The sequence below is a fragment of the Streptomyces sp. NPDC050528 genome (assembly GCF_044457795.1).
Taxonomy (GTDB): domain Bacteria; phylum Actinomycetota; class Actinomycetes; order Streptomycetales; family Streptomycetaceae; genus Streptomyces.
Genome location: NZ_JBITHH010000001.1, coordinates 1,351,317 through 1,365,277, shown reverse-complemented (window position 1 = coordinate 1,365,277; position 13,961 = coordinate 1,351,317). Strand labels below are relative to the sequence as shown.

Annotated in this window: 11 protein-coding genes; 7 read left to right on the top strand and 4 right to left on the bottom strand. The window is 70.0% G+C overall.

Annotation, left to right across the window (positions count from 1 at the left end; all coding sequences use genetic code 11):
- Nucleotides 1-35: 35 nt before the first annotated feature.
- From ACIBK4_RS06315 to ACIBK4_RS06300, 4 genes are all read left to right on the top strand, one after another.
- Nucleotides 36-929 carry an MBL fold metallo-hydrolase gene (locus ACIBK4_RS06315; RefSeq protein ID WP_398992600.1) on the top strand — a complete coding sequence of 298 codons (894 nt, stop codon included), beginning with the start codon at nt 36-38 and terminating at the stop codon, nt 927-929.
- A gap of 44 nt (nt 930-973) precedes the next feature.
- A complete protein-coding gene (locus ACIBK4_RS06310; protein WP_398992598.1) occupies nt 974-2,494 on the top strand; it encodes a serine/threonine-protein kinase in 1,521 nt (506 codons plus the stop codon).
- Between the two features lie 158 nt (nt 2,495-2,652).
- Nucleotides 2,653-4,284, top strand: a complete 1,632-nt coding sequence (locus ACIBK4_RS06305) for a succinic semialdehyde dehydrogenase (RefSeq protein ID WP_398992596.1) — start codon at nt 2,653-2,655, stop codon at nt 4,282-4,284.
- 80 nt (nt 4,285-4,364) lie between these two features.
- Nucleotides 4,365-6,143, top strand: a complete 1,779-nt coding sequence (locus tag ACIBK4_RS06300) for a GMC oxidoreductase (protein ID WP_398992594.1) — start codon at nt 4,365-4,367, stop codon at nt 6,141-6,143.
- A 130-nt stretch (nt 6,144-6,273) separates the two neighbouring features.
- Here ACIBK4_RS06300 and ACIBK4_RS06295 read toward each other — a convergent pair whose 3' ends face one another.
- The gene (locus tag ACIBK4_RS06295; RefSeq protein ID WP_398992592.1) at nt 6,274-7,359 is read right to left on the bottom strand and encodes an LAETG motif-containing sortase-dependent surface protein; all 1,086 of its coding nucleotides are present in this window, start codon (nt 7,357-7,359) and stop codon (nt 6,274-6,276) included.
- A gap of 212 nt (nt 7,360-7,571) precedes the next feature.
- Here ACIBK4_RS06295 and ACIBK4_RS06290 point away from each other — a divergent pair, with 212 nt between their 5' ends.
- Nucleotides 7,572-8,762 (top strand): hypothetical protein, encoded by a 1,191-nt coding sequence (locus ACIBK4_RS06290; protein WP_398992590.1) that lies wholly within the window; start codon nt 7,572-7,574, stop codon nt 8,760-8,762.
- Between the two features lie 604 nt (nt 8,763-9,366).
- Here ACIBK4_RS06290 and ACIBK4_RS06285 read toward each other — a convergent pair.
- Nucleotides 9,367-9,624 carry a chorismate mutase gene (locus ACIBK4_RS06285; RefSeq protein WP_366431114.1) on the bottom strand — a complete coding sequence of 86 codons (258 nt, stop codon included), beginning with the start codon at nt 9,622-9,624 and terminating at the stop codon, nt 9,367-9,369.
- Nucleotides 9,625-10,012: 388 nt separating this feature from the next.
- Between ACIBK4_RS06285 and guaA the strand changes: the two genes are divergently transcribed.
- Nucleotides 10,013-11,581 carry a glutamine-hydrolyzing GMP synthase gene (gene guaA / locus ACIBK4_RS06280; RefSeq protein WP_398992586.1) on the top strand — a complete coding sequence of 523 codons (1,569 nt, stop codon included), beginning with the start codon at nt 10,013-10,015 and terminating at the stop codon, nt 11,579-11,581.
- 15 nt (nt 11,582-11,596) lie between these two features.
- Here guaA and ACIBK4_RS06275 read toward each other — a convergent pair whose 3' ends face one another.
- Complete coding sequence (locus ACIBK4_RS06275) at nt 11,597-12,070, bottom strand: pyridoxamine 5'-phosphate oxidase family protein (RefSeq protein ID WP_398992584.1); 474 nt, start codon at nt 12,068-12,070, stop codon at nt 11,597-11,599.
- Between the two features lie 153 nt (nt 12,071-12,223).
- Between ACIBK4_RS06275 and ACIBK4_RS06270 the strand changes: the two genes are divergently transcribed.
- Complete coding sequence (locus tag ACIBK4_RS06270; RefSeq protein ID WP_398992582.1) at nt 12,224-13,018, top strand: class II aldolase/adducin family protein; 795 nt, start codon at nt 12,224-12,226, stop codon at nt 13,016-13,018.
- 5 nt (nt 13,019-13,023) lie between these two features.
- Here the strand turns inward: ACIBK4_RS06270 and ACIBK4_RS06265 are convergent, their stop codons facing one another.
- Complete coding sequence (locus tag ACIBK4_RS06265; protein WP_398992580.1) at nt 13,024-13,917, bottom strand: DUF4429 domain-containing protein; 894 nt, start codon at nt 13,915-13,917, stop codon at nt 13,024-13,026.
- Nucleotides 13,918-13,961 lie beyond the last annotated feature (44 nt).

Below are 13,961 nucleotides of genomic sequence, written 5' to 3'. Positions count from 1 at the left end.
TGAGACGCTCACACCGTCCTCCTAGGCTCGCTTTCATGACCGAGGACAACGCAAAGACCTTCATGATCGGTGACGTCGAAGTCGTCCGCGTCGTCGAGTGGGCACGCCCCTACGCCCCCGCCCGCACCCTCGTCCCGGACCTGCCGCCCGGCGTCTGGCAGGAACACCGCGAGACGCTCGCCCCCGACCACTGGGACCCCGACAGCGACCGCGCGGTCGTGGCGCTCCAGACGTGGGTGGTGCGCAGCGCCGGGCGCACCGTGCTCGTGGACACCGGGGTCGGCAACGGGCGGGAGCGGCCCGGCAATCCGCTGTTCCACCTGAGCCAGGGCGACCTCCCGGGGCGGCTGGCGCGGGCCGGCGTACGGCCGGAGGAGGTCGACGTCGTCGTCAACACCCACATCCACGGCGACCACGTCGGCTGGAACACCCATGACGTGGGCGGGAGTTGGGTGCCGCTGTTCCCGAACGCGCGCTACCTCCTCCCCGCCGCCGACGACTTCCACTTCGGGCCGGAGAACAACTACGGCGGTGCGGTACGCCCCGACGACCGCCTGATCTACGAGGACAGCATCGCGCCTGTGCACCGCGCCGGGTTGGTGACCCTGTGGGACGGCACGCACCGCGTCGACGAGCACCTGACGTTGGAGTCCGCACCCGGGCACACTCCAGGTTCATCCGTGCTCCGGGTCGCCTCCGGCGGTGAACGGGCCGTATTCGTGGGGGACTTGCTGCACAGCCCGGTCCAGATTCCGCATCCGGAGTGCAGCAGTTGCTTCTGCCTCGATCCCCGGCAGGCCGCGAGGAGTCGGCGGCGCGTGCTCGAACGGGCGGCGGACGAGGGGGAGTTGGTGATCCCGGCGCACTTCGGCGGTACCGGGGTCGCGGAGGTGCGGCGGGTGGGCGACACGCTGACGCTCGGGAAGTAGGACGCGCGTCGACAAGGCCGTATCCGGCGCGGTACTGATGGGGCATGAGCGAAGTCGGCGAACAGGTGCGCGACGGACGTCTGGTCGGCGGTCGCTACCGGCTGCTCGAACGGATCGGCTCCGGCGGCATGGGCACCGTGTGGCGGGCGTTCGACGAACTCGTGGACCGCGAAGTCGCCGTCAAGCAGCCGCGGTTGCCCGGCGACCCGGAGGACGAGGAGTTCCAGCGCGCCGCCCACCGGCTCTACCGCGAGGCCCGCGCCGCCGCCCGGGTTGACCATCCCTCGGCCGTAGCCATCCACGATGTGGTCATCGAGGAGGAACTCCCGTGGATCGTCATGGAGTTGGTGCGCGGCGAGTCCCTACACGAGCTGCTTGGACGCGGCCCCCTCACTCCCACTGACGCCGCCCGCATCGGCCGCGCCGTCCTCGGCGCGCTGTGCGCCGCGCACTCCGTAGGGATCGTGCACCGGGACGTGAAGCCCGCCAACGTCCTCCTGGGCCCACATGACCGTGTCGTCCTCACCGACTTCGGCATCGCGCACATCCAGGGCGAGGAATCCCTCACCGCCAGCGGGGAGTTCGTGGGATCGCTCGAATTCATCGCCCCCGAGCGCATGTCGGGCACGGGCGCGGGCCCGGCCTCCGACCTGTGGTCCCTGGGCGTCCTGCTGTACGCGGCCGTAGAAGGGGCATCTCCCTTTCGCCGTACGACTGTTGAGTCCACCCTCGGCGCGATCCTCGCCGGTGATCCGCCCGAGCCGAGCCGCGCGGGGCCTCTCGGGCCGTTGATCCTGCGGATGTTGGAGCGGGAGCCGGAGGGGCGGCCGGGGGCGGAGGAGGTCGGCGCGGCACTGGACGCGGTGGTCGAGGGGAAGGACGTACCGGAGCCGGCGGTCGTCACGGTTCCGCGCGGTGAGGTGCCTGGGGAGGAGCCCGAGAAGGCGCCTGGGGCTGCAGCGGTCGTAGCGGAGCCGGAGCCGGAGCCTGAACCCGTACCCGTACCCGCACCCGACCCCAAGTCCCGCCCCCGACGCCCCCGTTCGCGCCGCACGCTTCTCATCACGCTCGGGGTGCTCCTCGTGGCGGGTCTGGTCTTCGGCACCGTCGTCGAGGGCGTCCTCGACAAGGACTCCTGGACCGCTCACCGGCGAGAGGGCATGGACGCGGTCCTCTCCCTCCCGCCCCAGTACCGGCTGCTCCAGGCGCGGGCGGCATCCGGCAGCCGTACCGTCACCTACGGCACCGGCGCCCTCCGCGTCCGCCTCACCGAATGGGACGAGGCCGCCGGCACGCCCCTCGCCGAGGCCCGGTCCTGGGCCGAAGCCACGTCCGACCCGCACTACACGCGCACCAGCTTCCGAGGAAACAAGGACGCGATCCTGGCCGACACCACCTACGAAGAGTCCGGCGTCCCCACCCGCGCGATGGCCCTGATCATCCGCACCGCGGCCGGCCGTATGTACGAACTGCGCGTGGACATGCCCAAGGGCACCCCGGTGGAGAAGAAGGGCACCGCGCTCTTCAAGGGCGCCCGCGCCCGGCTCACCCTCACGGAAAAGTGATCCGGCGGCGGTCCGGTGGCGATTCGGGGTGATCATCGCCGTACAACGCCCTGATCAGGGCGTTCGTTGCCAGTGATCGCTGGCGTGATGTGAGCACTGGGTGAATCCCGATTACCGACGGGTACCCAAACCTCCCCTCGCGGCATACCCTGCCGCACATGACGGACTCGCAGGCCCCGGAAAAGACCGGTACGGAAACGACGACCGGCACGAACCCCCTCGCGCCGGCCCCCACGGGCGCGCGGACCGCCGCCGATGTGGTCACCCCGGAGCTGGTCGCCCAGCTCACGAAGGGTGTGGTCGGCTCCGGCCGGACCGCCAATCACTCGCCGTTCACCGGCGAGAAGCTGGCGGATCTGCCCGAGTCCACGCCCGAGGACGTGACGAAGGCCTTCGCCGCGGCCCGCGCCGCGCAGGCCCTGTGGGCGCAGACGCCGGTACGGCAGCGCGCGGCGGTCCTGCTCCGCTTCCACGACCTGGTGCTGGCCCGCCAGGCCGAGGTCCTCGACCTGATCCAGCTGGAGACCGGCAAGGCGCGGCTGCACGCGCACGAGGAGGTGCAGGCCGTCGCCGTCGCGGCCCGCCACTACGGCCGCAAGGCCCCCGCCTACCTCAAGCCGAAGCGGCACACCGGCGCGGTCCCGACCCTCACCAAGGTCACCGAACTCCGGCACCCGCGCGGGGTAGTTGGGCAGATCGCCCCCTGGAACTACCCCTTCGAACTCTCCGTAGGCGACGCGCTCCCGGCTTTCGCGGCGGGCAACGCGGTCGTCATGAAGCCCGACACCGAGACCTGCCTGACCGCCCTCTGGGCCCGCGACCTCCTCATCGAGGCGGGCCTGCCGGCCGACGTCTTCCAGGTCGTCCTCGGCGAGGGCCCGGTTGTCGGCCCCGAGGTCGTCAAGCACGCGGACTACGTCTCCTTCACCGGTTCCACCCGCACGGGCCGCGAGGTCGCACAGGCCGCCGCCGCCCGCCTGATCGGCGTCTCCCTCGAACTCGGCGGAAAGAACGCCATGGTGGTCCTGGAGGACGCCGACATCGAGAAGGCGGCGGCGGGCGCGGTCCGCGCCTGCTTCTCCTCCGCCGGCCAACTCTGCGTCTCCATCGAGCGGTTGTACGTCCACGAGTCGATCGCCGACACCTTCCTGGAACGCTTCGCCGCCCGCACGAAGGCGATGCGCCTCGGCACGTCCCTCGCGTACGGCGCGGACATGGGATCGCTCGCGGGGGAACGGCAGTTGGAGTCGGTCACCCGCCACGTGGACGAGGCGGTGGCCAAGGGCGCGAAGGTGCTGGCGGGCGGGGTGGCCCGTCCGGACATCGGCCCCTACTTCTTCGAACCCACCATCCTCGACGGCGTCGAGGCCCCCATGGCCGTCTGCGCCGAGGAGACCTTCGGCCCGGTCGTCTCCGTCTACCGCTTCAAGACGGAGGACGAGGTGGTCGAGGAGGCCAACTCCACGCCGTACGGCCTCAATTCCTCCGTCTGGACGAAGAGCGCCACCCGCGGCCGAGCCATCGCCGCCCGCCTCCACACCGGCACGGTCAACGTCAACGAGGGCTACGCCTCCGCCTACGGCAGCGTCCAGTCCCCGATGGGCGGCATGAAGGACTCCGGCCTCGGCCGCCGCCACGGCTCCGAGGGCATCCTCAAGTACACCGAGGCCCAAACCATCGCCCAGCAGCGGTTGTTGCCGATGGCTCCTTCGCTGGGGATGACCGACGAGGCGTATGCGCAGTTCATGAGCAGGAGCCTCCGGGTGATGAAGGCATTCCGGCTCAGGTAGGTGCTTTTGCTTTTAGGGGCGCGGGGAACTGCGCGCTCAGCCACAACGCACCCGCACGCGAAACTCAACGAGGAGAACCCGTGCCCCAGGAAACCTACGACTACGACGTCATAGTCGTCGGCTCAGGCTTCGGCGGCTCGGTGACTGCCCTACGCCTAACCGAAAAGGGCTACAGCGTCGGCGTGTTGGAAGCAGGCCGCCGCTTCACCCCGTCAACGCTCCCCAAAAACTCCTGGGACCTAAAGAACTACCTCTGGGCCCCCAAGCTCAACATGTACGGCATCCAACGCATCCACCTCCTCGGCAACGTCATGGTCCTCGCCGGTGCAGGCGTCGGCGGCGGCTCCCTGAACTACGCGAACACCCTCTACGTCCCGCCGAAGCCGTTCTTCGAGGACCCCCAGTGGCGCGACATCACCGACTGGGAAGAGGAGTTGGCCCCGTACTACGACCAGGCCCGCCGCATGCTCGGCGTACGCCTCAACCCGACGATGACCCCGTCGGACGTCCACCTGAAGGCCGCCGCCCAGCGCATGGGCGTAGGAGACACCTTCCACATGGCCCCCGTCGGCGTCTTCTTCGGCGACGGCAAGGACGCCGAGGGAACAACGAAGGCACGCCCGGGGGAACAGGCCGCCGACCCGTACTTCGGCGGCGCGGGCCCGACCCGCAAGGCCTGCACCGAGTGCGGCGAGTGCATGACCGGCTGCCGGCACGGCGCCAAGAACACCCTGAACGAGAACTACCTCTACCTCGCCGAGAGGGCGGGCGCGAAGGTCCACCCGATGACGACGGTCGTATCGGTGACGGACGACTCGCAGGGCGGCTACGCGATAGCCACCCTGCCGACCGACGCGCGCCGCACATCGGAGGGCCGTACCTTCAAGGCCCGCCGAGTCGTCCTCGCCGCCGGCACCTACGGCACCCAGACCCTCCTGCACCGCATGAAGGCAGGTGGCCAACTGCCTTACCTCTCCGAGAAGTTGGGCGAGCTGACCCGCACCAACTCCGAGGCGCTGGTCGGCGCGCAGACGAACAACCGGCGTTACCGCAAGGCGACCGGCACCCGGCAGGTCGACTTCACGCGCGGGGTCGCCATCACGTCCTCGATCCACCCCGACGAGAACACTCACATCGAACCGGTCCGCTACGGCAAGGGCTCCAACTCGATGGGCGGCCTCTCCATCCTCCAAGTCCCGTACGCGGAGGGCTCGTCGAGGGCGCTGGGATGGCTGGCGAACGCGGCCAGGCACCCGCTCCTGGTCCTGCGTTCGCTCTCCAACCGGCGTTGGTCGGAGCGGACCATCATCGGCCTGGTGATGCAGTCGCTGGACAACTCCCTGACGACGTACCTGAAACAAGACGGCGTGGGGAAGGGGCTGTTGACGGCACGTCAGGGCCATGGCGCCCCCAACCCCAAGCAGATCAGGGCCGCTTCGGAGGGCGCGGCCGCGATCGCCGCCGAGATCAACGGCTTCGCGGGCTCCAACGTCGGTGAACTCATGGGCACTCCGCTCACCGCCCACTTCCTCGGCGGCTGCCCCATCGGCGCCTCCCGCGAGACCGGTGTGATCGACCCGTACCACCGCCTCTACGGCCATGCCGGGATCTCGGTCGTCGACGGTTCGGCGGTCTCCGCGAACCTCGGCGTCAACCCGTCCCTCACCATCACCGCGCAGGCCGAGCGCGCGATGTCGTACTGGCCCAACAAGGGCGAGCCGGACCCGCGCCCGGAGCAAGGGCTGTCGTACGAACGCCTGAAGCCGGTGGAACCGCGTCAACCTGCCGTCCCCGAGGGCGCGTTCGGCGCACTGAGGCTGCCGTTCCTGGAGATGCCGACGGTGCCGCCGAAGTCGTAGGAGACAAGCGGTACTTGCGGTACTTGCGGTACTTGCGGTACTTGCGGTACTTGAAATAGTGGCCGGGACAGACAGAAGGACCTGCGCCCCCCTCCGAGCGCAGGTCCTTCTTTGTGCGGTGAGCTACGTGTTACGCGCTCTCTCCGGTCTTGCGCCGGCGCACCATGACCACCGCGGCGGCACCCGCGACGACCGCGGCACCACCCACGAGGCCGATGACCGGGAGTGCGGAACTGGAGCCGGTCTCGGCGAGGTTGCCGGTGGCCTCGTTGACCGCGCCCTGCGGCTTCAGGTCCTCGTCGGTGCCCTTGGGCTTCTTGCCGTTCGGCTTGGCGTCGCCGACGTCACCGGTGCTGCTGCCCGCGGCGAGCACGGTGAGGTCGTAGTAGTCGCCGTTGCCGTAGCAGGAGTCGCCCTTGCCCGCGTACACCGCCTGGCTCAGCGCGAACGACGCGCCCGCGGGGGCCGTGGACTTGATCAGCACGCGGAGGTCGAGCGTGGTCGAGGTCTTCTTCTCCAGGGTGGGAAGGACCGCGACGATGCTCCCGGTCAGCTTGACCGAGTCGCTCCCGGAACCGACGGTCTCCTGGTAGGAGTCGGTCCACTTGCCGTCCTGCTTCAGCTGGATCTCGGCCAGGCCCTCCAGCAGTGAGGACGCGTCGTCGGTGTCGTCGCTGTACTCGGTGAGCGCGTTGATCCAGACGTTGCTGAGGTCCTTGTCCGAGGCGTTCTTCACCACGAACTTGAAGGTGTGCCAGCCGGAACCGGCGACGATCTTGTTCGGCAGCCCGGTGATCGAGGCGGTGAGCTTCTCGTCCAGGTCGAACGTCTTGCAGTCCGTGTACGGGTCGAAGTCGTCGGCGGGCGTGGTCGGCGACGCGGAGACGGTGGGCGAGGAGCTCCCGGTCGGGGTGCCCGTCGAGGCCGGGGTGCTGTCGCTCGCGGCGGGCGTGCTGTCACTCGCGGCCGGGGTGCTGTCGCTCGCGGCGGGCGTGCTGTCACTCGCGGCCGGGGTGCTGTCCGCCGCGGCGGGCGTGCTGTCGTCGGCCGCCGGGGTGCTGTCGCTCGCGGCAGGGGTGCTGTCGTCGGCCGCCGGGGTGCTGGACGACGTGTCCGGGGCGTCGCCGTCCGCGAACGCCGCCGGCGCGGACAGCAGGGCGAGCGGAACGATGACGGCCGTCGCGGCCGCCGCGGCCATGGCACGGCGAAGCTTCATGAAGTCCTCAAGAAGTCCGGTGTGCTGCGGCAGTGCAGCACCCTGGGCGGAGGGCTCCGCGTGTGGGGCGCGGGTGTGACCCTTGGTTATGCAGGTGAGACCCGGGAAACGTGAGAACGGTTGTGCCCATCCTCACGGGATTTTTATGTGGGCTGTGTCACACCCAAGTTCTCCTTGTGAACGGGCTTTCGGAACGTCTAGAACTTGGGGACGTGTCTGACAAGCCTGCCGAGGAACCGTCCTCGATCCCGGAGATCCCCGACGATGTCTGGGAACAGTTCGCCCGTGACACGGAGCGCGAGATCCGTGCGTCCGCCCCGAAGGAACCGTCCGCCCGCGCCCGTGAGGTGACCGAGCGGCTGAAGCAGAACGACAGCAAGGCGAAGGGCAAGGGCAAGAAGGGCAAGCGCCAGGAACCCGAGGGCTGGCGGACCGGTCCCGCCTGGCAGGAGATGAACGGCACGGCCCGGCGCAGGCGTCGCGTGTGGGCCGTTCTCGGTGTCCCGCTCGCGATAGCCGTCGTCGTGGTCGCGATGAAGCCGTCGCTCATCCCGGGCGACCCCTTCCACAAGGGCGACAAGGCCGGCCCCGACGCCGCCGTGGCCTCCCCGCTCGCGCCGGAGACCGCCGCCCCGACCGCCGCGCCCTCCGCCGTCGACCCCGAAACCCCCACCCTGGACCGGCCGTTCGCCGGTTCACCCGCGCTGAACTGGGCCGACGGCACGGCCGGCATCGTCCTGCCGAAGGCGAAGGCGGTGGGCGCGTTCTCCAAGGACCGGGTCCAACTCGCCCTGAAACAGGCCGAGACGTTCCTCGTCGACGCCAACCTCGCCCCGAAGACGCTCGCCGGCGCGCGCCCGGCCGCCGCGCTCGCGGTCCTGGACCCGAAGCAGCCGGACATGGTCACCCGGCTGAACACGTCCCTGAGCACCCCGGCCAAGGACCACGACCCGCTGCTGATGTTCAGCCGCTTCGACCCCCAGCAGGTACGGCTCGTCGGCGACGTCGTGAAGACCCGCGGCCGGATCACGTTCAAGGAGGGCAAGCACTCCGGGGTCGCGATCCACGCGGACTACACCTTCGTCTACCCGGTCGTCCGCACCGACGGTTCCACCGAGGTCACCCGCACCATCGTCCGCCGCGTGCTCGACCTCGAACTCCTCGACCCCGCCCACTACCAGGTCACCTCCGGCCGGCTCAGCGTCGCCAACTACGACGCGGACTTCGGCAACACCGCCTGCCAGGTCTACGACGGCTACTTCCACCCGGACTTCCCCTCGGCGGAGCCCACGGGAGCGGCACCGACCGGCCCGACGACGGACCCGTACGACCGGAGCAAGGACATTGACGAGGGCGGCGAGGGCGGCAAGGGCGAGACGTGCGGGACGGTGTCACGCACCTGACGGCCGTACGCCGGCGGGCAGTTGAGACCGGCCGGGGGCAAGCGAAGGGCCCCGCGGGACGGAGCCGCGGGGCCCTTCTCCGTCAGCACCGACGTCAGGGCAGCGCCGGTGCCTGGGAGCGGCGCCGGGGGGTTGCGCCGCTTGTCTCAAGTGCCCTGGGTCGGCGCCCCGGCGCACACGGGGCGCACGCTTGGTCTCGACCTTTGGCAGGGTGTTGCCAGGGGGACAGTGCACTGCAAAGCGGTTGTCTGCATGGGGACTTGGGGCTGGGGGAAGCCTCAGGGCCCTCTACGCATCGTGCTGGATGGACGCGGCCTCCGCAACCGTTCGATCCGGCTTTGTGCATTTTTGCAATTTCCGCCGGGCGGCCCCGGGCGTCCCCGGAGCCGACCGTTCTCTTGGGTGACCGGGCTGCTGTCCCCTGCCGTCCGGTCACGACCCTGGAGCGAGGTCCCACGACGCACGGCACGATCCGTACGTCTCATCGCCCCAGCCGAGCCACGCGTGGTTCTTTCGGGCCCGCCCCTGGCTGGCGCGGACACCACCCCCAACGAAGCGGTTCGCGAGGCGGTCACGCGCCGTACGGGTGAGAGCGGGCCCGAACTCAGATACGACCCCGGGACAGTTCGAGCAACGTCATGGCCAGGGAGGTACCGGGCTTGCCGAGCGCGTCACTGTAGTGCCGCAGGATCTCGTTCTCCCGGGTCAGGCTCACCCGTCGTCCGCCGGACGAGATCCGCGTCTCCTGCACGACGGCGGACACGGCGACCCGTTCCTGGATGAGCCCGATGATCCGGTCGTCGAGGGCGTCGATGCGGGCACGGGCGTCGGTGATCGTCTGCTCGGGAGTGGTGGTGGTCATGCGGGGCTCCTTGTCGGGTACGGACGCGGTACCCCGGGCCGCCAGATCCGGGAAAACAACAGGCGCCCCGGACCTGTCGGCCCGGGGCGCCTGGAAAGTCGCTTGTCAGTAACTCAAGCAGCTCGACCATGGCAGCCGGCGGGCCGGTTGCCATAGGTAAAGAGGGAGGTCGAGTGCGTGAGCATGGGGTCAGTATGCACGGACCCGGGGCGCCTTTCCAAGCGGCGTCGGTCACATCCAGCCCGTCCGGCGTTTGAGGACGAGGCCCGTTCAGGGCCGAAGCGGGGGTCCGGGGGAGGAGCCCCCGGGGACGACCAGGTATCCCACCCGAACCCCGTTAGAATCGGTACCCAGACCCCCTGCCCCACCGCCGGAAGGCCCCGCTCCCGTGTCAGCGACCCCCGCCCCCGACACCGTCCTGGTCGTCGACTTCGGCGCGCAGTACGCCCAGCTCATCGCCCGCCGCGTCCGCGAGGCCCGGGTCTACAGCGAGATCGTGCCGAGCACCATGCCGGTCGCGGAGATGCTCGCCAAGAACCCCGCGGCGATCATCCTCTCCGGCGGCCCCTCGTCCGTGTACGCGGAGGGCGCCCCCCGCCTGGACCGCGAACTCTTCGACGCCGGCGTCCCCGTCTTCGGCATGTGCTACGGCTTCCAGCTGATGGCCACCGCCCTCGGCGGCACCGTCGACAACACGGGCGCCCGTGAGTACGGCCGTACGGAACTGCACGTCTCCAAGTCGTCCTCCACCCTCTTCGAGGGCACCCCCGCCGAGCAGTCGGTGTGGATGTCGCACGGCGACGCCTGCTCCGCCGCCCCCGAGGGCTTCACGGTCACCGCGTCCACGGACGTTGTCCCGGTCGCCGCCTTCGAGAACGACGAGAAGAAGCTCTACGGCGTCCAGTACCACCCCGAGGTCATGCACTCCACGCACGGCCAGCAGGTCCTGGAGCACTTCCTGTACCGCGGCGCGGGCCTCACCCCGAACTGGACGACCGGCAACGTCATCGACGAGCAGGTCGCCCTCATCCGCGAGCAGGTCGGCGACAAGCGCGCCATCTGCGGTCTGTCCGGCGGCGTCGACTCCGCCGTAGCGGCCGCCCTCGTCGCGCGCGCCATCGGCGACCAGCTGACCTGCGTCTACGTCGACCACGGCCTGATGCGCAAGGGCGAGACCGAACAGGTCGAGAAGGACTTCGTGGCCGCGACCGGCGTCAAGCTGGTCGTCGTCGACGCGGAGGAGCGCTTCCTCACCGCGCTCGCCGGGGTCTCCGACCCGGAGCAGAAGCGGAAGATCATCGGCCGCGAGTTCATCCGCGTCTTCGAGCAGGCGCAGGCCGAGATCATCGCGGACGAGGGCCCCGAGGTCGCGTTCCTGGTGCAGGGCACGCTCTACCCGGACGTCGTCGAGTCCGGCGGCGGCACCGGCACCGCCAACATCAAGTCCCACCACAACGTGGGCGGCCTGCCCGAGGACCTGGAATTCCAGCTCGTCGAGCCGCTGCGCAAGCTGTTCAAGGACGAGGTCCGGATGGTCGGCCAGGAGCTGGGCCTGCCGGACGAGATCGTCCAGCGCCAGCCCTTCCCCGGCCCCGGCCTCGGCATCCGTATCGTCGGCGAGGTCACCAAGGACCGCCTCGACCTCCTCCGCGAGGCCGACGCCATCGCCCGCGAGGAACTGACCGCGGCCGGCCTCGACCGCGACATCTGGCAGTGCCCGGTGGTCCTCCTCGCGGACGTCCGCAGCGTCGGCGTCCAGGGCGACGGCCGCACCTACGGCCACCCGATCGTCCTGCGCCCGGTGTCGAGCGAGGACGCCATGACGGCCGACTGGTCGCGCCTGCCGTACGAGGTCCTCGCGAAGATCTCCACCCGCATCACGAACGAGGTCGCCGACGTCAACCGGGTCGTCCTCGACGTCACGTCGAAGCCGCCGGGGACCATCGAGTGGGAGTAGTCCCCACGGTCACCGTCACCGTCTCCGGAGAGTGCGCACCGCCTCTCCGGGGTGCCAGACCTGAGTGACGAGATACGTCTCGTCCTCGACATAGGTCCGCACGACCTCCGTCACCTCGGTGCGGAAGAGGTGGAACGGCTCCGGCGGTTCCACCTCTTTGCTGTACGCCCCCTTCACCCCGGCATCGGTGACCTCCACCGCCCGCCCGCCGACCCGAACATCCCCGCCGCCCATCTCCGTACCGGCCCCCGGGTTCGCCTGCAGCGCGAACCGCGGATCCCGTCGCAGATCCAGCGCCTTCAACGAGTCGGGCATCATCCCGAACCACAACTCCCCGTCCAGGAAACGCACTTCGAGCCCACTCGTCCGCGGCGACCCGTCCTTGCGCAGGGTCGCGAGGACGTGGTGCGTGAAGGCACCGAAGCGCTCTTCGACGGTCGCGGCGAGGTCGGGTTCGGCGGCGACGAATACCGCCCAGTTCGATGTCATACGGTCACTGTCCCGCCGATACCCGACATCCACTGTCCGGATTGGCGGACGCCGGGCACGCTTGGTGCCGCATCTTTACAGAACACCACTGCCCTTTTCGCCTCACTGACGGTAACTTCCGCCGGTAACCAGGAACCCAGTGCTGGAGGACCGATGCACGGGCCGACGCCGCCCTCCCCCCTGCCCACCGACCGGCTGCAGTTCGCCATGCCGCCGATGCACGAGTCGGTCGAGGACGAACGCCGGCACCGCAAGGAACGGCTCGCGGGCGCCCTGCGCCTGTTCGGCCGGTACGGCTTCGAGGACGGGGTCTCGGGGCACATCACCGCCCGCGACCCCGAGTTCAGCGACTGCTTCTGGGTCAACCCCTTCGGGATGCCCTTCCGGCACGTCACCGTCAGCGATCTGGTGCTGGCCAACTCGGACGGCCAGGTCCTCCAGGGCCGCCATCACGTCAACCAGGCCGCGTTCACCGTGCACTCCCAGGTCCACGCGGCCCGCCCGGACGTCGTCTCGGTCGCGCACTGCCACTCCGTGCACGGCCGCGCGCTCTCCGCCCTCGGCGACTTCCTCGACCCGATCAGCCAGGAGAGCTGCGCCTTCTACGAGGACCACGCGCTCTACGACGCTTACAGCGGTGTCTCCGTCGACGCCGAGGAGGGCAAGCGGATCGCCGCCGGCCTCGGCTCCCGCAAGGCGCTCGTGCTGCGCAACCACGGCCTGCTCACCGTGGGCGACTCGGTGGACGCGGCGGCCTGGTGGTTCCTGTCCATGGAACGCTCCTGCCAGGTCCAGCTCCTCGCGAAAGCGGCCGGCAGACCCCTCCTCATCGACCACAAACTCGCCGTCGCCACCCGCGAACAGACCGGCGGCGACCTCGTCGCATGGATCAACTACCAGCCCCTGTGGCAGGACATCAGCCGCACCGAACCGGACCTCCTCAGCTGAGGCCCTTATCGAAAACCCCGCAGCACCGCCGCCTTGGTCATCGTGAACTCCTCGTCCGTGAGCACCCCTTCCCGGTGCAGCTCCCCCAACTCCCGCAGCCTGCGCAGGAGTACGTCGTGATGGTCGGCCGGGGGCGGGACGCTCGCCGCCCGCTGCGGACGGTCCCTGAACCCGCCGTCCTCCTCGCCGCGCGCCGACGGATGCGGCAGCCGCGCGGTCACCGCCGTCGCGACCAGCGCCGTGAGCAGATCCCGGCGGGTGCTGCCCCACAGATCGAGGGCGTACGGGTCCTTCTCCGGCGGCAGTTTCGAGAACACCGTCTCGTGGGTCACGAACCGCATGAACCCGTCCTCGTACCCGGAGTTGGGCAGCCACTCCACCTGGACGAGATCGCCCACGGCGATGATGCGCGGCCCGGTCGCCCGCTTGACGCGCTCCGAGGTGTCGGCCCAGTCGATGCGCACCTGGGCGCCGTCGAAGGACACCGTGCCGTCGGACGAACGCACCGACACCGGCACCGGCGGGCCAGGCAGGAGATACGCCTTGGTCGGGTCCTTGGGGATCTGGTCGAGGAGCAGCCCGTGCCGGATCTCCTCCGCCACGTACTCGGCGACCCCGGACCGGTCGATGTCCACCATCAGCCGGTACGGATCCGCCGCGTCCGGCAGCCGTCCGCCGGTCGCCTGGAGCAGCGGGTCGGCGCCCTCGCGGAGTCTCAGCCGGAGTCGGCCACGCTTGCGTTCGGGTTCGTAGACGACGCCCGCGACGGCTTCGAGGGGCACGGCGATCTCCCCGTACGTCTGCCGGAACAGTGGCACGGAGCGGTGAAGTCCCGGCGTGATACGGACCGTTGTGCCGTCGAAGGCCCAGGTCCCGTCGCGCTGGATGATCTCGGCCATGGGGAAATTCTCGCAGCCGGGTCAACACGGCGGCGCCCACTTCA